The following is a 24006-nucleotide window of genomic DNA, read 5'->3' as shown; positions in this document are numbered from 1 at the left end:
AGTATCTAGATTTTCCAAATAATTGCCACCTTGGCACATAAATTCTTGCTTTCCAGATTTAAATGTGATATATTTATAACATAAAATTTAAGTGTTATATATTTATAACATAAAAAAGGAGTCTATCATGAAAAAAAGTCAAAAAATGCGTGGCCTCATTGCAGTGATTGCCGTAGCTCTCTTTATTGATTTTATTGTTTTATTTGGTTCTAATCTTAGTTGGGGACCCAAGTTAGTTATTACTGGTATTTCAGTGCAAGGTCAAATTGTAGCTATTTGGAGCTGGCTACATATGAAACTATGGTCTCATAAAAGTCAGAAAGGTAAGGGAAAGATTATTTTTGACTTGTCTGCTAAGCTTTACACGATACTTTTGTTTGCAGCAAGCATTTTTTATACAGTAGGAATTTGGGTTGCGACCCCAAGCGAAAGTTCTGGTATTAAAGAATGGATTTTGGGAATTGGCCTCGCTATTGAAGTGATTGCATTTGGTTTTTTCTCTTTAAAAAATGTCAAGGAAACTCCGGACGAACGCTTTTATGCTAATTTAGCAAAGGCAGCTAGCTTGATGTTGGTTTTTATACTAGCCACACTGATGATCCTAGCAGTTATCATTGGGTATATGGGGCCTCTCACTCTTTACATGGGGCAGATATTTATTAGCATAGCTGCCTTGATTTGCATCTTTGCGGTTGTATATTTTATCTTGGAACGTAGAGGATAAGCATGGCCAAAGAAAGCAAGATTATTACTAATCTCAAATCTGTTCGTGAGTCCACAGGCATGACCCAGCAGGAGTTAGCCGACCTCATCGGCATGCGACGCGAGACAATTCTGCACTTGGAAAATAATCGTTACAACCCTTCGCTGGAAATGGCTCTTAAAATTGCTCAAGTTTTTAATCTGAAAGTAGAAGACCTCTTTGAACTCAGACAGAAAGAGGAAGCATAATTCTTTTCGAGACCTATTATTAAGTTCATTGACTAATTAGGAATTGAAGCCAAAAGAAAAAATCCTTTGAAAATGTGCTCTTTTAAAATATAGCAATTCTTTCGAATTAACCTTTACTAATTGTGATGCTTTACGAGCTTTCTTAAGATCTGGTTCCCTAAATACTTTGAGTACACTTATGGCATTGATACCCCTAAGCATCTAAAAACTCTGGTGGAAAAAGGTTATACTCTTGTCGAAACTGCATTTGACTCACTTAACCATCTAAATGCTACTATGAAAAAGAATATTCTGAAAAGCAAGGGAATTACAAGACTGTCTAAGATGAAGGCTACAAATTTGGTCAAAGCCCTTCATGACAACTTTCAGAAGAAGAATTAGCAATCGTGGCTACAAATTGACTCCAAAGGGGGAGCAGATACTGGAACAATACAAGGATATTATCGACCGTCATCCAAAGAAGAATCTTTAATCAACCAAGTCAGGTTGATTTTTTTGTAGATTATTCAAAACACTTATAAAACATTACAAACGTTGACAATCGCTTACAAAAGAGGTATATTAGTATTGAAAGGGGGAATTCATATGTACCAAGAACAACGATTAGAAGAAATCATTAAACTTTTAGAGGATAGAGGAAGTCTATCAGCAAAAGAAATGGTTGACTATTTCCAAGTATCCAAAGATACCATCCGCAGAGATTTTTCTATTCTCGCAAAAGAGAAACGAGCAAAAAGAACTCATGGAGGTTTATTGCCAATTCAAAAGCAAAGGATTCTTGGTTTTCAAGGTCGAGCAGAACAATCTTCCAAAGAAAAAGAGAAAATTGCTCATTTAGCTACCCAACTTATTTCTGAATCACAATTAATTTTCTATGATGTTTCAACAACTGTACTTGAGTTAGCAAAAATAACAGATAAAAAAGTCACTATTTTCAGCCATTCATTAGATAATGCGCTTATTCTAGGAGGGAAAGAAAATGTCGATTTTCACATTCTAGGTGGACGATTTCATAAAAAAAATCGTTTCTATTACTCATTAGAAGAATCGGACATTTTAAACTCTATTAAGTTTGATTTAGCTTTTTTTGGAGCTGCAAGTCTTTCAGATGGTCAAGTTAGTTTTGAAGACCAAGAAGATGTTCTAATGAAAAAGAGAGCATTTAAAACAAGCAAAACTCGTGTCTTACTGGCTGAAACCAGTAAAATAAGCAAACACTCTCACTTTATTCTTTCTGAACTAGCTGATTTTGATTATTGGATTACAGACAAAGAACCCGATATAGAAATTCAGAAATATTTAGATGGTAAAACAACTATTCTATTTTAAAAGAGGTTAACTATGACAAATATTAAATTGATTATAACCGATATTGACGGAACAATTTTAGACAAAAATCACCAGATAGACTCTTATTTGCCAGAACTGATGCCAATTTTAAAACAAAAAGAAATCCCTTTTGTCTTAGCTTCTGCTCGCTCACCTCTCGGTATTGCTCCAATCTCTAAAGAACTAGGTATTAGTAACTTCCCAATCGCATGTTATAACGGTGCCCTTATCAGTAAGGGGGATGAGGTCCTAAGTCAGCATTCTATTGATAAAAAAGAATTAACATTTCTTCATGATTTTTTAAAAAGAGAATTTCCGACAGTTTCTATCAATGTTTATTCTGGACAAGATTGGTTTGTTAATACTTTAGATAAATGGGTACAAATCGAAGCCGATATTACTGGAGAAAGTCCAAAAGTTACATCTATAACAGATTTGATAAAAGAGGAATATACTCTTGTTCATAAACTATTATTAATTGATAAAGCAGACACTATACAGAAACTGCAAAACACCTTATCCATTATGGATTTCCCTCAAACGGATTTTTATCTCTCCAAGAATAACTATCTTGAAGTCACACATAATCAAGTATCTAAAAAACAGGCTCTGTTAGAATTGGCTAACTACTATCAAATTTCCCCAAAGGAGATTATGGCCTTGGGTGACAATTATAATGATGTTCCCATGATTGAAACCGCAGGCCTTGGTATTGCAATGGGAAATGCACCTACAGATGTCAAATCCTGTGCAAATGCAGTAACAGATTCTAATGAACAAAATGGAGTAAGTCAAGCTATAAAGTTATATGTGTTATCAGAATAATCTCTATTGATATTTGAAATAAACTTCCTTTTAGGGTACAATGGTAGAAATAAATTTTTGAGAGGAACAGAATGAAAAAACTAGCAACCCTTCTTTTACTATCCACTGTAGCCCTAGCTGGGTGTAGCAGCATCCAACGTAGTTTGCGTGGTGATGACTATGTAGATTCCAGTCTTGCTGCTGAAGAAAGTTCCAAAGCAGCTGCCCAATCTGCCAAGGAGTTAAACGATGCTTTAACAAACGAAAACGCCAATTTCCCACAACTATCTAAAGAAGTTGCTGAAGACGAGGCTGAAGTGATTCTCCACACAAGTCAAGGAGATATCCGTATCAAACTCTTCCCTAAACTCGCTCCTCTAGCGGTTGAAAACTTCCTCACTCATGCTAAAGAAGGCTACTATAACGGTATTACCTTCCACCGTGTCATCGATGGCTTTATGGTCCAAACTGGAGATCCAAAGGGAGACGGTACAGGTGGTCAGTCTATCTGGCATGACAAGGATAAAACTAAAGACAAGGGAACTGGTTTCAAAAACGAGATTACTCCTTATCTCTATAACATCCGTGGTGCTCTTTCTATGGCTAATACTGGTCAACCAAACACCAATGGTAGCCAGTTCTTCATCAACCAAAACTCTACAGATACCTCTGCTAAACTCCCTACAAGCAAGTATCCAAAGAAAATCATCGAAGCCTATAAAGAAGGGGGAAACCCTAGTCTAGATGGCAAACACCCAGTCTTTGGTCAAGTGATTGACGGTATGGATGTTGTAGATAAGATTGCCAAAGCAGAAAAAGATGAAAAAGACAAGCCAACTACTGCTATCACAATCGACAGCATCGAAGTGGTAAAAGACTAAGATTTTATACTCAATGAAAATCAAAGAGCAAACTAGGAAACTAGTCGCAGGCTGTACTTGAGTACGGCAAGGCGACGTTGACGCGGTTTGAATTTGATTTTCGAAGAGTATTAAATCTTAAAAACCAAAAAATACAGTATCCACATTCGGTACTGTATTTCTTTTACTCTCATTCTTAAGTTAAATTATTAAAATCCCATATTTGGTCCATCCAGCCTTCATAGAAGTCTGGTTCGTGACAGACCATAAGAATAGATCCCTTGTATTCTTTGAGAGCACGTTTGAGTTCATCCTTGGCATCCACATCCAAATGGTTGGTCGGCTCGTCCAGCACTAAAACGTTGTTTTCACGATTCATCAAGAGACAGAAACGAACCTTGGCTTGTTCCCCACCTGACAAAACCTGAATTTGGCTTTCAATATGCTTGGTTGTCAAACCACAACGGGCAAGGGCTGCACGGACTTCTGCTTGATTAAGGGCAGGAAAGGCATTCCAGACAGCTTCAAGAGGTGTTTGACGATTGCCTCCTTCTACTTCCTGTTCAAAGTAGCCAAGTTCTAGGTAGTCTCCACGTTCAACCTCTCCAGCGATTGGTGGAATAATGCCCAAGAGGGACTTCAAGAGAGTTGTTTTCCCGATACCATTTGCCCCGATAATAGCAACCTTTTGATTACGTTCAAAGGTAAGATTTAAAGGCTTGGTCAGAGGACGATCATAACCAATTTGCAAATCCTTGGCTTGGAAAATAAAACGCCCTGGTGTACGAGCTGGTTTGAAATCAAAGGATGGCTTTGGTTTCTCACTTTGCAGTTCGATAATATCCATCTTATCCAATTTCTTCTGACGGGACATGGCCATGTTTCGTGTTGCAACACGCGCTTTGTTTCGGGCAACAAAGTCCTTAAGGTCTGCAATTTCTTTCTGCTGACGTTCGTAGGCTGCCTCTAGCTGAGATTTTTTCATAGCATAGACTTCTTGGAACTGGTAGTAGTCACCAGAATAACGCGTCAGCTGTTGATTTTCCACATGGTAAACAATATTGATAACGTCATTTAGGAATGGAATATCGTGTGAAATAAGGACAAAGGCATTCTCATAGTTTTGGAGATAGCGCTTGAGCCAATCAATATGCTCAGCATCCAAGTAGTTGGTCGGCTCGTCCAACAGCAAGATATCAGGCTTTTCAAGGAGGAGTTTAGCCAAAAGTACCTTGGTTCTTTGCCCACCTGACAAAGAGGTTACATCTGTATCCATGCCAAAGTCCATAACACCAAGGGCACGCGCTACTTCGTCAATCTTAGCATCCAAGGTATAGAAATCACGACTCTCCAAACGGTCTTGAAGTTCTCCCACTTCTTCCATGAGAGCATCAACATCTGCTCCGTCTTCAGCCATTTCCATATAAAGGTCATTGATACGGGCTTCTGCTTTGAAAAGCTCATCAAAGGCTGTACGGAGCACATCACGTACCGACTGCCCTTCAGCAAGGACAGAGTGCTGATCCAAGTAACCAGCAGTCACATATTTGGACCACTCAACCTTCCCTTCATCTGGCAGCATTTTACCAGTCACAATGCTCATAAAGGTTGATTTCCCTTCACCATTGGCACCGACCAGACCGATATGTTCCCCCTTTAGGAGACGGAAGGACACATCTTCAAAAATTGCACGGTCACCAAAACCGTGACTCAGATTTTTAACTTCTAAAATACTCATTTTAATTCCTTATCTTGTTTTTATGTAATCGTTTATAGAGGAGCCAAGCCAGATAGCCACCCAAGGTATTGGTCCACAAATCATCAATTTCAAAGACGCGATTAAAATCAAAGAAAAAGTCCAAGACTAACTGCGTACACTCGATTCCAAGGCTCACTAGAAAACTGAAAAAAATCACTTTTCTTGTTTGCCTCAAGTTTGGAAAGAGATAAAGGAGTTGGAAAATCAGAGGAAAAAGTAAGAAAATATTGAGGATATTTTGTAGAAAAATCCAACATAATTGTCCTATATCACTCACTTCGCCCAGTTTCCAGAGAGAATTGAAAGGAGTTAAAAGAAAAACCAGGCGTCCAAGATGCTGAATACCTGGAGTTTCCACTCCCACAGGAGAGTGTTCTTGAGGAGTAAAGCAAAAATAGACAATGCAAATGCTATAGAAAATAACTCCCCAGACCAAAACATGATTATAAGTTTTCTTCATCATTAAGGATTGACTGCTGCGACTGCTTTCTGGCGGTCACGTTTCATTGTATTAGAACGCAATTGTCCACAAGCTGCATCAATATCAGTACCATGCTCTTGACGAACCACACAGTTGACCCCTTTTTTCTTAAGCGTATCATAGAAAGCCAACACGCGATCTTTGGGACTACGGCTATATTGATCATGCTCACTAACTGGGTTATAAGGAATCAAGTTTACATAAGACAATTTCTTGATATTCTTGAGCAATTCAGCCAATTCCAAGGCTTGTTCTACACCGTCATTGACTTCATTGAGCATGATGTATTCAAAGGTCACACGGCGATTGGTTGTTTCGATATAGTACTCAATAGCGGCAAAGAGTTTTTCAATCGGAAAGGCACGGTTAATCTTCATGATGCTTGAGCGCAGTTCATTGTTAGGTGCGTGAAGAGAAACGGCAAGATTGACCTGAACTCCTTCATTAGCAAAATCACGAATTTTATGGGCCAAACCTGAGGTTGAAACCGTAATGTGACGAGCACCGATAGCCATTCCCTTGTCATCATTTATGGTACGAACGAAATTCAAGACATTGTTGTAGTTATCAAAGGGTTCACCGATTCCCATGACAACGATATGGCTGACGCGTTCATCCTGACCACGCTCATCAAAGTATTTCTGAACCAGCATGATTTGCGCTACGATTTCACCGTTATTGAGGTCACGTTGTTTCTTAATCAAACCAGAGGCACAGAAGGTACAACCGATATTACAGCCGACCTGAGTGGTCACACAGACAGATAAACCGTAGTGTTGACGCATGAGTACTGTCTCAATCAGCATTCCATCTGGCAATTCAAAAAGATATTTAACTGTCCCATCAGCAGACTCTTGAACGATACGTTGTTTCAAGGGATTGACCACAAACTGGTCATTAAGCTTAGCAATCAAATCCTTGGAAAGGTTGGTCATCTCTTCAAATGATTGGACACGTTTACGGTAGAGCCATTCCCAGATTTGATCTGCACGGAATTTCTTTTCTCCCTGCTCCAAAACCCATTCCTGCATGGTTTGGCGTGTTAAACTATAAATTGACGGTTTCATTTCTTCTCCTTATTCTCTACTCACTTCTGACGAATGACAAAATGACGTTGTCCCTTGTCCTCTTTCTGAGAATGCTGGTCTTTCTGACGACGTCTATTTTTCTTATCTGCATTCGGTTTTCGTTTTGTTTGAGTCGGTTTCTTTCCTTTTCTAGAAGGCTGTTCTTCTTCCTTCTTACGCATTTTCTTGTCAAATGATGCTCGCTTAGGGGCTTCATTTTCTAGGACAAAATAGGCACAACCATAACTACAATACTCTAAAAGGTAGTCTTGTAAACGACTGATTTTTTCAAGTTTTTCTTCTGTTCGGTCATCCTTGTAAAAACCTCGTAGGCGAAGCTGTTCGTTGCTCCAATCTCCCACGATATAATCAAACTTGGTTAAGACTTCTGAAAAACGCTGATTAAAAGTCGTCACATCAAAGGCATCCTTGATATTTTCCACCAAGGAAAAAGCTATCCCTTCCGTTTCAACCTTGTCCCCATGTAAATGAAACTCAGGACCAGGAAACTTGTTATAGTTGTATAATTCAGGTGCAATTTCTTTTCGCATAGATATCCTTTTTCCACGATTACTTAATACTTTATTCTACCATAATTTCTAGCAGTTAGCACGTTTCTCATAAAAATGAAAAAAGTCTGACGATTTTGTCAGACCAAAATAATATAACCTTAAAAAGAGAAGAACAATTCTTCCCTCCATATATCATATCATTATTTAGCAGCTGCGTACAATTCATCTACTTTGTTCCAGTTGATCACTGAGAAGAAAGCTTTGATGTAGTCAGGACGCACGTTGCGGTATTTCACATAGTAAGCATGTTCCCAAACGTCCAAGCCCAAGATTGGTTTTTTACCTTCTGAGATTGGTGTGTCTTGGTTTGCTGTTGAAGTCACTTCAAGTTTCCCTTCTTTGTTGACAACCAACCATGCCCATCCTGAACCGAAACGAGTTGTTGCTGCTGCAGTGAAGGCTGCTTGGAATTCTTCGAATGAACCAAATGTTGCATCGATTGCTGCTGCAAGTTCTGCTGATGGAGCTGTTTTTTCAGGAGTCATCAATTCCCAGAAAAGAGCGTGGTTCAAGTGTCCACCACCATTGTTGATAAGCGCTTGACGGATATCAGCTGGGATAGATTCTACATCAGCAAGCAAAGCTTCAAGGTCTTCACCGATTTCAGGGTGTTTTTCTAGAGCTGCATTAGCATTGTTGACATAAGTTTGATGGTGTTTGTCATGGTGCAAGTGCATTGTTTCCGCATCGATGTATGGTTCCAAAGCGTCGTATGCATATGGAAGATCTGGTAAGATAATAGCCATCTGTAATACCTCTTTTTCTTTCTATATGAAAATGATAACGCAAACATTCACTTTTTTCAAGTTTTTTGCTTATAGATGAAGAAATCACTGAAATACTTTCTAATAAAACTCTTCGAAAATCAAATTTAAACCTCGTCAACGTCGCCTTGCCATAGGTATAGTTACTGACTTCGTCAGTTTCATCCGCAACCTCAAAAACATGTTTTGAGCTGACTTCGTCAGTCTTATTTACAACCTCAAAGCAGTGCTTTGAGCAACCTGCGGCTAGTTTCCTAGTTTGCTCTTTGATTTTCATTGAGTATAAAATAAGCAAATCAGCAAGAAACCCACGACAAGATAATATTGACGCGGGATAAAAATTTTTTGAAATATGATTAATTTACCTGGCTAGCAATCTGTAGGAGTGCCTTTTCAAAAAGGAAACCTTTTTCATAAAGACCTGTCTTAATCTGATAGTCTGTCTCAATCAAATAGGAAATAGCTTGCTTCAAAAAGCTCAAAGAAAGTCCTCTTGAATCTCTCAGCGCAAACTTGATTTGATAGGGATTGGGATTGCGTCCGAGAAAACTTCCTAGACTACTTGCAATCTGAGATTCTGTTTGCCCAGATTCCGCCAAAATCTTCACCTGAGTAAAAGTCCGAAATTGTCCTAGCATGACGGCAATCAACTTAATTTCATCTTCACCTTGCAAGGTCAAGTCTCTAACCAAATCGAGCGCCTGATCCATCTTTTTAGTCAGAATAAACTGAGTTAAATCAAAAATATTGTCCTGCAAGGTCTTGGGAATTGCGTTAACAATATCCTCTTCCTCGATAACAGAGTCTTCTTTATAGGACTGTAAAAAGAGGAGATTTTTCTGGATTTCGCTAAATTGAAAACCAGACTTGATGAGGAGATTTTCAAAAGAATGATTGGCAAACTGCAGACCTTCTTTCTGGCTCCACTTTTGAAAATACTGACGCAGTTCTTGTTCTTTAGCTTCTACTGCATCGAAGACCTTGGCATCACGCTTAAGTAATTTAACCAACCGTCTTTTGCTATCCAGCTTTCCTTCTGCAAAGATTATCAACTTGGTTGTTGGTGAAGGATTGTCAAAGTATTCCTCAAATGACTTGAGCTCATCATCTGTCAAAAAGCGCTTTTTAGCAGTTGTGATATCGACAAAATGATCTAATATCACGATTTTCTCATCCGCAAAGAAAGGAAGACTGACCAACTCCAGTTCCACATCCTTGTAAACTACTTCTTTCATATCAAAGTAGGCAAAGTTGAGGTCGGCAGAATCATAACCAATCTGTTTCAATACTTGACTCTTCATCACTTCAAACTGACCCTGATCTGTCCCTGTAAATAGGCTCAGACTAGGTAAATTTGATAAAGTCAACTTCTGACTTTCTTCAATGGCTAGCATCTTCTCTCCTTTCTTCTGATTTTTTAATGAATTTAATCAATATAGCGCAATTTCCCACGGAAATCTTCTAGGCTTTCGTACCCTTTTTCCGCCATGATTGCTTTCAGTTCATTGGTAATACGATCAAAAGCACCAACTCCTTCTTTGTGAAGGGTAGTTCCCACCTGCACCATACTAGCTCCACAGAGGATATGTTCAAAGGCATCTCTACCAGTCAGAACGCCACCTGTTCCGATGATTTGGATTTGAGGATTTAAACGTTGATAAAAGGCGTGAACATTAGCTAGAGCAGTCGGTTTGATATACTCGCCACCTATGCCACCGAAACCATTTTTAGGACGAATAACGACAGACTCATCTTCTATATAAAGGCCGTTTCCGATAGAGTTGACGCAGTTGACAAACTTAAGAGGATACTTATTGAAAATAGCTGCCGCTTGGTCAAAGTGAACAATGTCAAAATATGGTGGCAATTTAATTCCAAGAGGTTTGGTGAAGTAGGCAAATACCTCTGCCAAAATCCGGTCTGTTGTCTCAAAATCATAGGCAATCTGAGGTTTACCTGGAACATTTGGACAGGAAAGGTTTAGTTCAGTCAGACCACGAAACTCACTCTCTTGGACTTTTTTCAAGATAGTATGGGTTTCCTCTGGAGACATGCCGACTAGAGATAGGAAGAAAGTTCGGTTCGTCTCTTTTTCCTGCAAGTCCAAAAGGTAGTCCAAATAATAGTCTAAGCCATTATTTGGCAAGCCCATAGAGTTGATGGAACCAAGTGGAACATCTTGATAGCGTGGCTCAGGATTCCCCTGACGAAAGTCCAAGGTCGCTGTCTTAGTGACAAAGGTTCCTGCCGCTGAGTTTTTAACCCCTTCTAACTCCTCTATCGTCATACAAGCCACACCTGCTGCATTCATCAAACAATTGTCAAACTCAAAACCAGCAATTTGCGTTTTCGTTGATACCATGATTCTGATCCTCCAGATTCCTTTTATTGCTAATATTATACCATATTTTCAGATTTTCTCTTTGAGAAAGATATTTACAAGAAAAAGGTTCGTTTTTTATCTATTTCCAAAAAGCCTCAAAACTAAATGTCAAAACTAAATTGATAGAATTTTTAGAAAATTTCTGTTTTTTTCTTTACAGTAAAAAAAAATTCTGCTATAATGACTCACGTAATAAAATATGACAACAAAAGGAGAACGATATGACATCTGCTAAAGAATATATCCAAAGCGTGTTTGAAACTGTAAAAGCTCGTAACGGGCACGAGGCTGAGTTCCTCCAAGCTGTTGAAGAATTTTTCAACACTTTAGAACCTGTATTTGAAAAACACCCTGAGTATATCGAAGAAAATATCTTGGCACGTATTACTGAACCAGAGCGCGTGATTTCTTTCCGTGTTCCTTGGGTTGACCGTGATGGAAAAGTTCAAGTAAACCGCGGCTACCGTGTTCAGTTCAACTCAGCTGTTGGACCATACAAAGGCGGACTTCGTTTCCACCCAACTGTAAACCAAGGGATTTTGAAATTCCTCGGATTTGAACAAATCTTTAAAAACGTCTTGACTGGACTTCCTATCGGTGGAGGTAAAGGTGGATCAGACTTCGATCCTAAAGGTAAAACAGATGCTGAAGTGATGCGCTTCTGCCAAAGCTTCATGACTGAATTGCAAAAATACATCGGCCCATCACTTGACGTACCTGCTGGTGATATCGGTGTTGGTGGACGTGAAATTGGTTACCTTTACGGTCAATACAAACGCCTTAACCAATTTGATGCTGGTGTCTTGACTGGTAAACCTCTTGGATTTGGTGGTAGTTTGATTCGTCCAGAAGCAACTGGTTACGGTTTGGTTTACTACACTGAAGAAATGCTTAAAGCTAACGGTAATAGTTTTGCTGGTAAGAAAGTTGTTATTTCAGGTTCTGGTAACGTTGCTCAATACGCTCTTCAAAAAGCGACTGAACTTGGTGCAACTGTTATCTCTGTATCTGATTCAAATGGTTATGTCATCGATGAAAATGGTATCGACTTCGATCTTTTGGTTGACGTTAAAGAAAAACGTCGCGCTCGTTTGACTGAGTATGCAGCTGAAAAAGCAACTGCTACTTATCATGAAGGTTCTGTATGGACTTACGCTGGAAACTATGACATCGCGCTTCCATGTGCGACTCAAAACGAAATCAACGGTGAAGCAGCTAAACGTTTGGTTGCTCAAGGCGTGATCTGTGTATCTGAAGGTGCCAACATGCCAAGCGACCTTGATGCCATCAAAGTCTACAAAGAAAATGGTATCTTCTACGGACCTGCCAAAGCTGCCAACGCTGGTGGTGTAGCCGTTTCAGCCCTTGAAATGAGCCAAAATAGCCTTCGCCTCTCATGGACTCGTGAAGAAGTTGATGGACGTCTCAAAGACATCATGACAAACATCTTCAACACAGCTAAAACAACTTCAGAAACATATGGTCTTGATAAAGACTACCTTGCAGGAGCTAACATTGCTGCCTTTGAAAATGTAGCAAATGCTATGATTGCACAAGGTATTGTTTAAGATTCATTTGCTTAATCCTCAATCGCTACGATTGGGGATTTTTATGTTGAATCCAAAAAACTCACCATTAACAGTGAGTTTTAACATCAGAATTTATTTTACTTTCATTAGGGCAGATGACAAACATTCAACAATCTCATCAACTGCTTCATCTATGTTTATAGTTCCTTCATCATTCAACATCATGGGAATAAGATAAGAAAAACTCAATGCTAAGATGTAACGAACAATTCTTTCATTTGACCAATTTAGAATAAGTCCCTTTTCTTTAAATTGATTTAAAACAGGGCTAATTGGTTCTATTATAGATTGAACAATAATATTTCCTAACTGGATAGAAAGATTTTTATCAATAAAAGAACGCCCCAAGAGAATTTTAACATGCATTTGGTTCTCCTGAATGAAAAAGAGCCTATCTCGAACAATACTTTTTAAAAAGAAGGGAAAAGTTTCCTGATCTACTGTGAATTTCTTTTCTGAGAAATCCGCAATCACTTCTGGAATAACCTGTTCTAGAAAAGTAGATAAAATGGCTTCTAAAATACCTTCCTTCGTTTTAAAGTAACTAAAAACAGTTCCTTCTGACACTCCAGCTCGTTCGGCAATAAGGCTGGATGTTGTATTCTCAAATCCAATTTCTGAGAATAATTTTAAGCTTGATAATAATACTCGACGTTGTTTCAAGCTCAAGTTGCTAACTTCTAACGTCTGAGCATACTTTTGTTCTAAACTTTCCATCGCTAGCACCTCTCTCCTACTCTCTTACTTTTACGACTTTTTTGCCTCGACTGTGTCCCATTTTCAGACTACGATAGGCTTCTCTAACTGACTTTAGAGAAAAGTCATACACTTGATCAATTTTCAGCTGAACCTTCCCGTCTGAGACCATTTCAGCTAAAGTGCTAAAATCATCGTATGTAGAATGTCTCGGACCAGTAAACTGAGCACCTTTTATCATAACATAGGGTGAAGGTACTAATGTCCCAATAGCTGTTCCCTTCAAACCTAAACTAAAAGCCAATCTAACATAATCAGATCCATAACAATCCAAAAACTTTGTAATAGGCGTTGGACTAGCTGATAGAAGAGCCTTCTTGATGTTCTCTTCGTAACTTACTGGTATGGCACCTAAAGACTTCAGATACTCTGCATTTTTCTTACTTGCTATTCCAATCACTGTCGACCCCTTAGCAACTGCATACTGTACTGCAATACTTCCAATACCTCCTGCTGCAGCTGAAATAACAACAGTATCTCTTGAATTTAAACCGATTCTTCTAAAAGCCCCACCCACAGTTAGAGAAGCTACTCCCATAGTAGCTGCGTGAGTCATGTCGATCATCTCTGGTTTCAATACAATTTCCGATTCATTGACACAAATTTCTGTTGCTAAAGCTCCCCTCTTAGTTCCCAAACCAGGATCACTAATCATTGTTCCAAACACCTTATCTCCTACTGAAAACCTAGTTACTTCATTTCCAACTTCTGTAATAACTCCAGAAAAATCTCTCCCCACACCTCTTGGAAATAAAGATGATTTAGATTCAAACCAACGACTTGGTTTCCTTAATTTCGTTATAAAAGATAGAAATCGAAGGGGTTTCGCTCCCTCATAAGTTTTATAATCAATAGGATTTAAACCAACAGCATGAACTTCTACTCTCACCTGATTTACATCCAAGGCTGTAGAGTCGATCTTCAGCAAATCCAAGACCTCTTCGTTACCGAAACGACTATACTCTATTGCTTCAACAACCATTTTCTTTACTCCTTAATTTCACAAAAATTGAGTGAACACTCATTTTTATAAATTATACTCTTAATTTGTAAGAAAATCAATATTATCGTTTGATAACGATTTATAACATGATACAAATATCCATCATTTCGATTTACAAATATGATTCTTTCAATCTAACTCTCCTCACTTTTAAAGATTCCTTTCCATTTTTGCCCCATGGAATAAAAAAATAAAAACCGCTAGTCCTAAGAATAGCGGTTTAATTATGTTTTTAAGCTACTAATGTAGTCGCTCTATTATTTAAGAGTAACTGAAGCTCCAGCTTCTTCCAATTTAGCTTTGATTTCTTCAGCTTCTGCAGTTGCAACGCCTTCTTTAACAAGTGCTGGTGCACCGTCAACAAGTTCTTTAGCTTCTTTAAGTCCAAGACCTGTGATTTCACGTACAACTTTGATAACGCCAACTTTTTTGTCGCCTGCAGATGTCAATTCAACGTCGAATGAATCTTTAGCAGCACCAGCGTCAGCAGCACCAGCTGCAGCAACAGCTACAGGAGCAGCTGCAGTTACACCAAATTCTTCTTCGATAGCTTTTACAAGGTCGTTCAATTCAAGGATTGAAGCTTCTTTAATTTCAGCAATAATGTTTTCAATGTTCAATGCCATTGTTATTTCCTCCAAATATGTTTTAAATTTATAATAGATTTTCGTAGCTAGGCTACGCTGCGTAGCTTAAGATTAAGCTGCGTCTTCTTTGTTGTCTGCAACCGCTTTGACTGCAAGAGCAACGTTGCGCACTGGCGCTTGAAGTACAGAAAGGAGCATAGAAAGAAGTCCTTCGCGGTTTGGAAGAGTTGCAAGAGCAAGAATCTCTTCTTTAGATGCGACAGCGCCTTCGATTGCACCACCTTTGATTTCAAGTGCTTCAGCGTTTTTAGAAAAGTCGTTCAAGATTTTCGCTGGTGCGATAACATCTTCGTTAGAAAATGCTACTGCAGATGGTCCAACAAATACAGATGCAAGATCTTCAAGACCAGCTTTTTCAGCTGCACGACGCAAGATTGAGTTTTTAATAACTTTATACTCAACTTCGCTTCCACGAAGCTCACGACGAAGAACTGTATCTTGCTCAACTGTCAAACCACGAGCGTCTACAACGACGATAGATGCAGCAGCTTTCATTTTCTCAGCTACTACGTCAACTAGTTCCGCTTTTTTAGCAATAATTGCTTCACTCATTAGTGTGTTCACCTCCGTTATTATTTTGCTTGGGGAATTTTTCCAAAAGAAAAACGCGCCCAAACCTAGACACGAAAGTACAATACGCTTCTTTTTACATGATACGTTTTGTCCTCGGTAGGATACTTATGAGTCGAGCTCCCCTACTGTCTTAGGCAGTTTTTTCAAACCGTATATAAGTATAGCATAGTCAAAAAAAGAATGCAAGATTTTTGCAAACTTTTTTTAAAATTTTTTCGTGATTTTTCTTTTAAAGTTTTACAGTCAGGACTTGACCCTGCTTAACGACTTGTTCTCCAGCGATATAAACATCATCAACATCACTAGATTTGACTGCATAAACTAGATGAGAGAGCATGTTTTCTTGAGGTTGGAGATGAATTCTTGCTTGTGGTTGAATAACAAGAAAATCTGCCTGCTTGCCAACTTCCAGACTTCCTATCTGATTTTCCATTCCAAGAACCTTAGCTCCTTCAATTGTCAACGCCTTGAGAGCTGTTTCGATAGGAAATTGTCTGGCATCTCCACTTTTCATCTTCTGAAGAAGGGCTGCAGTTCGTCCTTCCTCAAACATGTCTAAATTATTATTAGAAGCAACCGAGTCAGTCGCAATTCCGACTGCTACTCCTGCTTTTTGCAGTTGGATGATGGGAGCAATCCCTGATGCCAATTTGAGGTTACTAATAGGATTATGCGCAATAGCTACTTGAGAAGTTGCTAAGCGTTCAATTTCTCGCTCATTTAATTCGACTCCATGAGCAAAGACAGATGGATGATCTAAGTAACCCAGTTCTTCTAGAAAGGCTAGGGGACGTTTGCCGTATCGTTTCAGGATAATGCCTGATTCCTCCTTAGTCTCCGCTACATGGATATGGATTGGAATATTCAGTTCTTTCGCCATATCTAAGCTCGTTTCCAGCAAATCTCTACTACAGCTGTAAGGAGAGTGAGGAGCTACCATAACCTTGAAATTTGGATTTTCATATCCTAAGATTTCCTCGATGATGCCTCGTGTTCTAGTAATGGTCTCAGTAGTTGTTTCTATCTCTGAAGAAAAGAGGGTCGGTGAGAAATAACAACGCATCTTGGAAGCCTTAACTGCCTGATAAATCTGCTCAATCTCCACTCCATTGGGATTATACATATCATTGAAGGTTGTTGTTCCTGACTGGAGCATTTCTGTCAGAGCTTCTTTGACCGCCTTGGTAGTCATGTCTGGAGTAAACTCAGCTTCTGCAGGCCAGATATAGTCATTGAGCCATTCATGGAGATTGCTGTCGTCCCGAATTCCTCTCAATCCTGTCATAGCAGAATGGGTGTGGCAATTGACCAATCCAGGCATAATCCAGGCTCCCTGATAGTCTATAATCTGCTCAGCTTGCTCTAAAATCTCTGGCTTCTCTTGACCGACATAGACAATTTGAGAATCCTTAACTGCTAAGATTCCATCCAAATAAACATGGAAATCTTGGTCACAAGTCACGATATTTACATGCTGAAAGACTTTCATTCTAGGCTCCTTTTCTATAAGACAATTTACAGTGAATAATTTTTCTAGCTATTGTAACAAAAAAGTCACCCGAAGGCAACTTTTTTTGTCCATAAGATTTCAAAGTAGAAAGGATTATTCAGAGATAAAGGCCGCAGCTTGCTGCATTTGGTAATACTTGCCTTTTCTAGCCATGAGGTCATGATGGTTACCATATTCCACGATGTCGCCATCCACCAAGACAAGAATCAAATCCGCATCTTGAATGGTAGACAAACGATGGGCAATGATAAAGCTTGTGCGCCCCTTCATGAGTTTAGCAAAGGCATCCTGTACTAGCACTTCTGTCCGCGTATCGATGGAGGAGGTTGCCTCGTCTAAGATAAGAATCTTTGGTATAGCTAGAAAGACCCGGGCGATGGTCAAAAGCTGGGCTTGACCGACAGATAGAGACTCTCCTGCATTTTCCAACTTGGTATCGTATCCCTGTGGCAACTGTTGGATGAAAAAGTCTGCATTGGCTGCCTTTGCAGCAGCAATCACCTGCTCCCGACTGGCTTCAGGATTTCCAAAGGCAATATTGTTATGAATGGTCCCTTGCTTGAGCCAGGTCTCTTGGAGCACCATGCCAAACTGCTGTCTCAATGACGATCGGGTATAATCATAAATAGATTGCCCATCTAACAAGATATCTCCTGAGTTAATAGGGTAAAAACGCATGAGGAGATTGATAAGAGTTGATTTTCCAGCACCTGTCGGACCAACGATAGCTACCTTGCTACCAGCTGGGATATCGATAGACAAATCCTTAATCAAGATTTTTTCTGGATGGTAGCCAAAAGAAACATGCTTAAAGGAAATAGCCCCCTTAACCTGGTCACTGGTCAAGACTTCCTTACCTGTTTCAGCCACCTCAGGACTTTCTAAAACAGCATAGACACGCTCCGCACAAGCGAGAGCACTTTGCAATTCGGCTAGAACTGAAGAAATATCATTAAAAGGCTTGGTGTATTGCTGAACATAGTTCAAAAAGGTTACTAAACGACCGATGGTCAAGGTTGAACCCATCATGATACGATAAGCTCCTACTCCAGCTAAAAGCGCATAAATGAGTGCATTGACAAAGCGAGTCGAAGGATTGACAGTTGAAGAATAAAAGATGGCTGACTGAGAATAGCCTGAGTAGTTGTCATTCGCCTCATACAGTCTTTGGATAAACTCTGTCTGAGCATTAAAGGACTGGATAATGGTCTGCTGGCTAAGCGATTCTTCAATCAACTGAGTCTGAATGCCCCTCGTCTCTGTTTGCTTCTGGAAGAGATGATAGGAGCGTTTGGCAATAAAACGTGAAATCACCATAGACAGTGGCGTCAACAGCAAGACCAAGAGGGTCATGAGGAGATGAATTTGAAGCATAGCTAGAATACTAACCAAAATCATTAAGACGCCAATAAAAAATTGATTAAAAATCATGGTCAAACCAGCTGCTAACTGCTCGATGTCTGTGGTCACACGACTGACCATCTCTCCACTTCCTTGACGATCCACAAAAGCAATCGGTAAACGGTGGAGCTTATGGATGATTCGCTCTCGCAAGTCTCTGGTATAAGAGAAGATTAGGCGATAATAAAGAAGAGGATTGGCCCATTGTACCAGAGTATTTCCTATGACTACCAAGAGCATCTGAAGTAAAATTTGCCAAAAAACTGGCGAAGAACCAGCCACTAGGACTTGGTCGATGACCTGCCCAATCAGAATAGGTAGGTAAATCGATAAGCCAACTTGGGCAATAGTTCCTAGAAAGGCTAGGAAAAGGAGGAAAGGATGGCTTGATAAATCTTTTGCCAAACGTTTGAGCGTCTGGTTTGCAGTTTGTCGTCTCATGCTAGTTCTCCTTTCCATGCTGTGATGCATTGATTTCACGATAGACTTGACTAGTTTGCATCAATTCCTCGTGCTTGCCGATAGCTAGGAGCTCACCTTTTTCCAAGAGGAGAATCTGGTCAGCCATCTGAAGTGTCGAAGTCCGTTGAGAAATCAAGATTAAGCTCGTATTTGGCAGATTTTCTCGAATAGCTTTCAAGAGCCTGGACTCGGTGATAGTGTCGAGGGCCGAGGTCGCATCATCTAGGATAAGGAACGGAGCTTGGCGCAAGACTGCTCGGGCGATAGACAACCTTTGTTTTTGTCCGCCTGAGAAATTTCGACCTCCTGCCTCAACAGTGGTATCCAAGAGTCCTTCCTTTTCACTGACAAAATCCTTAGCTTGCGCAATCTCCAAGGCCTGCCAGAGTTCTTGGTCAGATACTTCTTGATTTAAACCCAAAGTCAAGTTGGAACGAATGGTTCCCTTAAAGAGTTCGACCTTTTGTAGCACATAGGAAATCCAAGACCGCCACTGCTCAAGATTACGAGGACTACGTCCATCTCGATAAAGGTCAATGCTTCCCTGATCTGCTGGATAAAGACCAAGTAGGACTTGCACCAAGCTTGATTTACCAGAACCTGTTCCCCCAATGATACCAAGGATTTGCCCTTGCTTCATATCAAAAGAAATGTCTCTCAGAGAAGGCTGGGCTGCATCTGGATAGGTAAAAGTCAATTCTTGGACTTGTAAAACCTCCTCGCTGGTAGCTTGCTTTTGTTCTAACTCTGAATAAATGTCTTCTGGAGTTTCGGCAAAGACTTCCTCGATTCGCTTGGCTGAGATATAGGATTGATTGAGGGAATTTATCAGCATGGCGAGCTTAACCAATTCCACCAAAATTTGCAAGAGGTAGTTGATGAGGGCAATTAGGGCACCTTGACTGAGCAAACCTCCTTGAATTGAAATATAGCCCTGCCAGATGATGACGAGGAGAGTTCCATTGACAATCAGATAAGTCAGAGGGGTTAATAAACTAGACCAGAAACCCGTCTTTTCTTGCAATCTAGCATAGACTTGGTTAAGGGTTTGAAAAATCTGTAACTCTCGTTTTTCTTGACCAAAGGCACGAATGACCCGCATGCCTTGTAATTGCTGGCGCGTTTCCTGAACCAGTTGGTCCGTTTTCTTTCTGAGACTGCTGTAGAGAGGATTGACCAGTCGAGAAAGACCTACAATGACAATGGTCAAAATAACAACCATGACCAAGAACCAGAAAGTCAGTTCAGCTGAGATTCGATAGGCCATAAAAATGGCTCCAAAAACGATAATAGGCGCTCGCAAAAAGAGACGCAGGAATTGATTGATACCAGTCTGAATCTGATAGGTGTCCGAAGTCAAGCGAGTCACCAAGCTAGAAGTTGTCAGACGGTCTCTGCTATCCTTGGGCAAGGAAAGAATATGACGATAAAGGTCTTTTGTCAGTTCTTTGGCAAATCCTACCGCTGCCTTGGCTGAGTAAAACTGAGCTACCAAGGCCACTACAACGCCAATCACTGCAAAGATAAGGAGCAGACCAATCTGCATCCAGAGATGTCCTTGATTTCTCTGGGGCAAGGATTGGTCAACAATCCCAGCAATCACCATGGGAACCAAGAGCTCAAACACAGCTTCTAGTAACTTGAACAAGGGGGCTAAAATGGATTCCTTGATGTAGGGTTTAAAGTAAGATAATAGGTGTTTCATAAATCCCTTCTATTCGTATTCTGGAAATGAAGAAAGTGGGAAGCACCCACCCTCTCTATTTTATTTGTTTAAGTATGGCAGTAGATAGCCATATCCTGCTTTTTCCATCTCATCCTTGGCCACAAAGCGCAAGGAGGCAGAATTGATACAGTAACGCAGGCCACCTAACTCCCGAGGTCCATCTGTGAAAACATGACCCAAGTGAGCATTGCCTGAACGAGAACGAACCTCGATTCGCTCCATTCCATGGCTCAAGTCCTTGTAATAATGAATCAACTCCTTGGAAATCGGACGGCTAAAACTTGGCCAACCACAACCTGAGGCAAACTTATCCTTAGCAAAGAAGAGTGGCTCACCCGTCGTAATGTCTACATAAATCCCTTCTTCAAATGTTTGGTCATAGGCATTGGTAAAGGGAGCCTCTGTAGCAGCTTCTTGTGTAACACGGTAAGACTCTTCAGTTAGGCTTTCCTTTAGCACCTCTTGACTAAGTTTTTCATAGTTAGATGCGTCAATCAATGGCTGCTCAGCATCGGTCACATCGATATGACAATAACCCGAAGGATTTTTCTTGAGATAATCTTGATGGTAATCTTCAGCCAGAATGTAGTGGCGCAGTTTCTCCACTTCTACTGCAATCTTTCGCCCAAGCATGCGCTCCTGCTCCTGCACCACTGTGTAGATAGTTGGCAAATCTGCTTCATACTGATAATAGATTCCCGTTCGATATTGGCGACCACGGTCATTCCCCTGCTGGTTAATAGACAATGGATCAATGACACGGAAATAATAAAGTAAAATCTCTCTGAGTGATACTGTCTTCTCATCATAAATCACTTGAACCGTCTCTGCATGGTCTGTTTCCTTGAGTAGCTGGTAATTAGTCGTTTCGACTTGTCCATTAGCGTAGCCGACACTGGTTGTTAATACGCCTGAAATTCGTGAAAAATACTCCTCTAGGCCCCAAAAACAACCACCTGCTAGATAAATTTCTGCCATCTTTATTTCTCCTTTATCAAGTTTTTAACTCGAATTCTTTTCAAAAAAAGGATAGGAAGCCCTCTGGTCGAAAGTTTCCCCATCCTATCTTCTATTCTTTATTTTGATTCTACACGGACACCTTGGGTATCAACTTTCAAATCATGCAGTTTGCCTTTGAAGGGTTGCTTTTCCAATTCTGCCTTAATGGCTGGCATCTTGTCATGAGAGGCCAAGACCATAACTGTTGGCCCAGCACCAGAGAGATAAGTTGCATAGGCACCATTCTCTTTGGCTACTTGCTTAATCGTCGCAAATTCTCTCACCAAGTCCTGACGGTAACGCTCGTGGAAGAGGTCTCCCTCGATTGCTTTCCCAGCTGTCACCATGTCTCCTGCCAACAAAGCTGCAACAGCTACATTGGCGATAGAACTGGCAGCGACAGCTTCCTTGTAGGATAATTTCTTAGGCAAGACACCACGGCTATCTCGAGTGCGTAATTCATAGTTAGGAATGTAAGCTAGAAAATCACACTCTGGGAAGTCAGCCACAATAGCAGAGACTTGCCCTTCAACGGAACTTGCAATAACGAGATTACCATAAATGGCTGGAGCCACATTGTCTGGATGCCCTTCAATCTTAGTCGCCAATTGCAACTTTTCATGGTCAGATAAGTTAAGCTTGCCTAATTGGTTGGCTAGTTCAATCCCAGCTACAATAACAGAGCTAGAAGAACCCAAACCACGCGCCAATGGAACATCACTGGTCATTTTCAAGCGTCTTGGTTGCAAGTCTGGCACAATTTGCAAAGCGATTTTGAGCAAGAGATTACGCTCATCATGAGGAATCCATTTGCCAATTTGGTGTTCAATCAACCACTCATCTCGTTCTTCGCAGACCTCAATTTGAAGATACTTGGTTACAGCTACACCGACCGAGTCAAAACCTGGCCCGATATTGGCACTGGTTGCAGGTACAATAATCTTCATCTTATTCTCCTAGCACCTTGAAGGTATTCAAGAGGTCGAATTCTGAAACCTTCTTCAATTCATCTGAGACATTTTCAAGCTGGGCTTTATTAATCTTGTGTGTGATGATAACAACACGCGCCTTGTCACCATCTTTTCCATCTTGGAGGATTTGCTTGAAGGAAATATCTTGGGCATTAAAGATTTCAGCCAATTTCAAGACCTGACCTTTTGAGTCTGGCGCCAAGATTGAGAAGTAGTAGTTTGCTTTAACATCCTCAGGATTTGCCAAGACCAAGTCACGGCTGTATTCGTTGAAGTCTTTACCAATGGTACCATCATTCAAACGACGAACGATACGGACAATATCTGCTACAACACTTGTTGCAGTTGGTTTTTGACCCGCACCTGGTCCGTAGTACATAGACTCACCAATACCGATAGATTCTACAAAGACAGCGTTCATCACCCCATTCACACTAGCGAGTGGGTGCGCTTTAGGTAGGAAGGTTGGAGTTACTTCCGCAGCAATTCCTGAAGGAGTTTCCTCGATAGAACCAACCAATTTCACTACATAGCCAAGATCTTGGGCTACAGCTACGTCTTCTGGTGTGATGTTGCGGATTCCCTTGTGGGCTACATCGTCAAAGGCAACCTTCATACCAAAGGCAAATTGGCTCAAAATCACCATCTTGTATGCTGCATCAATCCCATCTACGTCATTTGTAGGGTCACTTTCTGCAAAACCAAGTCTTTGAGCTTCCGCAAGAGCATCATCGTAAGACCATCCTTCTTCCACCATTTTGGTCATCATGAAGTTAGAAGTTCCGTTAACCACACCAAGCACGCGAGTGATTTTATCAGAAGCCAATGAATTTGCTAGAGTGCGAAGAATTGGAATCCCACCAGCTACTGCTGCTTCATAGTAAAGTGCTACCTTGTTGGCTTTAGCGATTTCTAGCAATTCTGCGCCATGGACAGCCAAAAGGTCCTTGTTGGCAGTAACAACGTGTTTCCCAGCTTCCAAGGCACGAGTGATAAAGGTCTTAGCAGGCTCGATACGCCCCATCAATTCCACTACGATCGTAATGTCTTGGTCTGACAAAATATCATCCACATTGGTTACAAAGTTAAAGTCATTCCCTGCTGCAAGCAAGCGATTCTTTTCATCTTCATCCTTGACCAATACCTTAGCAACTTCAATCTCTGAATGTGCTGATTGTTTGATTTTTTCTCCATTTTCCTTTAGGAGGAAAGGCACACCACTTGCAACGGTACCAAATCCTAGTAAAGCAATTTTAACTGTCATGTTTGTCTCCTCGAAATTTTCTAATATAGCCATTATAACAGAATTTTGTGAAAATTCCTATTATAGTAATTCACTATTTCAGTATAAAAAGAAAAAACGAATCCCATGATTCGTCTTTCTTGATAGATGAAAATT

The 24006-nt window shown here is 40.3% G+C and carries 23 protein-coding genes and 1 other annotated feature; of the genes, 6 read left to right on the top strand and 17 right to left on the bottom strand.

Features of this window, described 5'->3' with window-relative positions; all coding sequences use genetic code 11:
• Positions 1 to 127 precede the first annotated feature (127 nt).
• From N8M16_RS07425 to N8M16_RS07405, 5 genes are all read left to right on the top strand, one after another.
• Positions 128 to 724 (top strand): hypothetical protein, encoded by a 597-nt coding sequence (locus N8M16_RS07425; protein ID WP_049542946.1) that lies wholly within the window; start codon positions 128 to 130, stop codon positions 722 to 724.
• Between the two features lie 2 nt (positions 725 to 726).
• A complete protein-coding gene (locus tag N8M16_RS07420; RefSeq protein ID WP_001041097.1) occupies positions 727 to 951 on the top strand; it encodes a helix-turn-helix transcriptional regulator in 225 nt (74 codons plus the stop codon).
• A gap of 585 nt (positions 952 to 1536) precedes the next feature.
• Positions 1537 to 2280 (top strand): DeoR/GlpR family DNA-binding transcription regulator, encoded by a 744-nt coding sequence (locus N8M16_RS07415; RefSeq protein WP_049542945.1) that lies wholly within the window; start codon positions 1537 to 1539, stop codon positions 2278 to 2280.
• 12 nt (positions 2281 to 2292) lie between these two features.
• The gene (locus tag N8M16_RS07410; RefSeq protein WP_049542943.1) at positions 2293 to 3105 is read left to right on the top strand and encodes an HAD family hydrolase; all 813 of its coding nucleotides are present in this window, start codon (positions 2293 to 2295) and stop codon (positions 3103 to 3105) included.
• A gap of 71 nt (positions 3106 to 3176) precedes the next feature.
• Positions 3177 to 3965 (top strand): peptidylprolyl isomerase, encoded by a 789-nt coding sequence (locus N8M16_RS07405; protein WP_060628552.1) that lies wholly within the window; start codon positions 3177 to 3179, stop codon positions 3963 to 3965.
• 175 nt (positions 3966 to 4140) lie between these two features.
• On the opposite strand, the gene N8M16_RS07400 is transcribed toward N8M16_RS07405, so the two are convergent.
• The 7 genes from N8M16_RS07400 to N8M16_RS07370 form a co-directional block, all read right to left on the bottom strand.
• Positions 4141 to 5682, bottom strand: a complete 1542-nt coding sequence (locus N8M16_RS07400; RefSeq protein ID WP_000025378.1) for an ABC-F family ATP-binding cassette domain-containing protein — start codon at positions 5680 to 5682, stop codon at positions 4141 to 4143.
• 1 nt (position 5683) lies between these two features.
• A complete protein-coding gene (locus tag N8M16_RS07395) occupies positions 5684 to 6166 on the bottom strand; it encodes a VanZ family protein (protein ID WP_261069909.1) in 483 nt (160 codons plus the stop codon).
• Positions 6166 to 7251, bottom strand: a complete 1086-nt coding sequence (gene rlmN, locus N8M16_RS07390; protein ID WP_261046100.1) for a dual-specificity RNA methyltransferase RlmN — start codon at positions 7249 to 7251, stop codon at positions 6166 to 6168. The genes N8M16_RS07395 and rlmN overlap by 1 nt, the downstream gene beginning before the upstream one ends.
• A gap of 20 nt (positions 7252 to 7271) precedes the next feature.
• The gene (locus tag N8M16_RS07385) at positions 7272 to 7802 is read right to left on the bottom strand and encodes a YutD family protein (protein WP_261069908.1); all 531 of its coding nucleotides are present in this window, start codon (positions 7800 to 7802) and stop codon (positions 7272 to 7274) included.
• 161 nt (positions 7803 to 7963) lie between these two features.
• Positions 7964 to 8569, bottom strand: a complete 606-nt coding sequence (gene sodA / locus N8M16_RS07380) for a superoxide dismutase SodA (protein ID WP_000974733.1) — start codon at positions 8567 to 8569, stop codon at positions 7964 to 7966.
• A 374-nt stretch (positions 8570 to 8943) separates the two neighbouring features.
• Positions 8944 to 9981, bottom strand: coding sequence for a DNA polymerase III subunit delta (gene holA / locus N8M16_RS07375; protein ID WP_247952873.1), 1038 nt, complete (start codon positions 9979 to 9981; stop codon positions 8944 to 8946).
• A 32-nt stretch (positions 9982 to 10013) separates the two neighbouring features.
• Positions 10014 to 10949 carry a dihydroorotate oxidase gene (locus N8M16_RS07370; RefSeq protein WP_094753212.1) on the bottom strand — a complete coding sequence of 312 codons (936 nt, stop codon included), beginning with the start codon at positions 10947 to 10949 and terminating at the stop codon, positions 10014 to 10016.
• Between the two features lie 242 nt (positions 10950 to 11191).
• Here N8M16_RS07370 and gdhA point away from each other — a divergent pair, with 242 nt between their 5' ends.
• The gene (gene gdhA / locus N8M16_RS07365; protein ID WP_000199543.1) at positions 11192 to 12538 is read left to right on the top strand and encodes an NADP-specific glutamate dehydrogenase; all 1347 of its coding nucleotides are present in this window, start codon (positions 11192 to 11194) and stop codon (positions 12536 to 12538) included.
• Positions 12539 to 12631: 93 nt separating this feature from the next.
• Here the strand turns inward: gdhA and N8M16_RS07360 are convergent, their stop codons facing one another.
• The 10 genes from N8M16_RS07360 to N8M16_RS07315 form a co-directional block, all read right to left on the bottom strand.
• Positions 12632 to 13276, bottom strand: a complete 645-nt coding sequence (locus tag N8M16_RS07360; protein ID WP_020901488.1) for a TetR/AcrR family transcriptional regulator — start codon at positions 13274 to 13276, stop codon at positions 12632 to 12634.
• 16 nt (positions 13277 to 13292) lie between these two features.
• Complete coding sequence (locus N8M16_RS07355; RefSeq protein ID WP_049547048.1) at positions 13293 to 14297, bottom strand: NADP-dependent oxidoreductase; 1005 nt, start codon at positions 14295 to 14297, stop codon at positions 13293 to 13295.
• 278 nt (positions 14298 to 14575) lie between these two features.
• Positions 14576 to 14944: a 50S ribosomal protein L7/L12 gene (gene rplL / locus N8M16_RS07350; protein ID WP_001196965.1), complete on the bottom strand. Its 369-nt coding sequence runs from the start codon at positions 14942 to 14944 to the stop codon at positions 14576 to 14578.
• Positions 14945 to 15016: 72 nt separating this feature from the next.
• Entirely contained in the window at positions 15017 to 15517 is a 501-nt protein-coding gene (gene rplJ, locus N8M16_RS07345) for a 50S ribosomal protein L10 (RefSeq protein ID WP_001287277.1), read from the bottom strand.
• A 38-nt stretch (positions 15518 to 15555) separates the two neighbouring features.
• Positions 15556 to 15691, bottom strand: a sequence feature (ribosomal protein L10 leader region).
• 76 nt (positions 15692 to 15767) lie between these two features.
• Positions 15768 to 17027, bottom strand: a complete 1260-nt coding sequence (locus tag N8M16_RS07340) for a TRZ/ATZ family protein (protein WP_261069907.1) — start codon at positions 17025 to 17027, stop codon at positions 15768 to 15770.
• Positions 17028 to 17141: 114 nt separating this feature from the next.
• A complete protein-coding gene (locus N8M16_RS07335) occupies positions 17142 to 18890 on the bottom strand; it encodes an ABC transporter ATP-binding protein (RefSeq protein WP_261008832.1) in 1749 nt (582 codons plus the stop codon).
• A gap of 1 nt (position 18891) precedes the next feature.
• Complete coding sequence (locus N8M16_RS07330; protein WP_261069906.1) at positions 18892 to 20616, bottom strand: ABC transporter ATP-binding protein; 1725 nt, start codon at positions 20614 to 20616, stop codon at positions 18892 to 18894.
• Between the two features lie 60 nt (positions 20617 to 20676).
• Positions 20677 to 21615, bottom strand: coding sequence for a peptide-methionine (R)-S-oxide reductase MsrB (msrB, locus tag N8M16_RS07325; RefSeq protein ID WP_084925777.1), 939 nt, complete (start codon positions 21613 to 21615; stop codon positions 20677 to 20679).
• 98 nt (positions 21616 to 21713) lie between these two features.
• Complete coding sequence (gene thrB / locus N8M16_RS07320; protein WP_261069905.1) at positions 21714 to 22583, bottom strand: homoserine kinase; 870 nt, start codon at positions 22581 to 22583, stop codon at positions 21714 to 21716.
• Position 22584: 1 nt separating this feature from the next.
• Positions 22585 to 23871 carry a homoserine dehydrogenase gene (locus N8M16_RS07315; RefSeq protein ID WP_261069904.1) on the bottom strand — a complete coding sequence of 429 codons (1287 nt, stop codon included), beginning with the start codon at positions 23869 to 23871 and terminating at the stop codon, positions 22585 to 22587.
• Positions 23872 to 24006 lie beyond the last annotated feature (135 nt).

It is taken from the genome of Streptococcus mitis (assembly GCF_946188375.1).
Lineage (GTDB): Bacteria > Bacillota > Bacilli > Lactobacillales > Streptococcaceae > Streptococcus > Streptococcus mitis_CX.
Note: the sequence above shows the minus strand (reverse complement) of the source record. Positions and strands in the feature narration are given on the sequence as shown.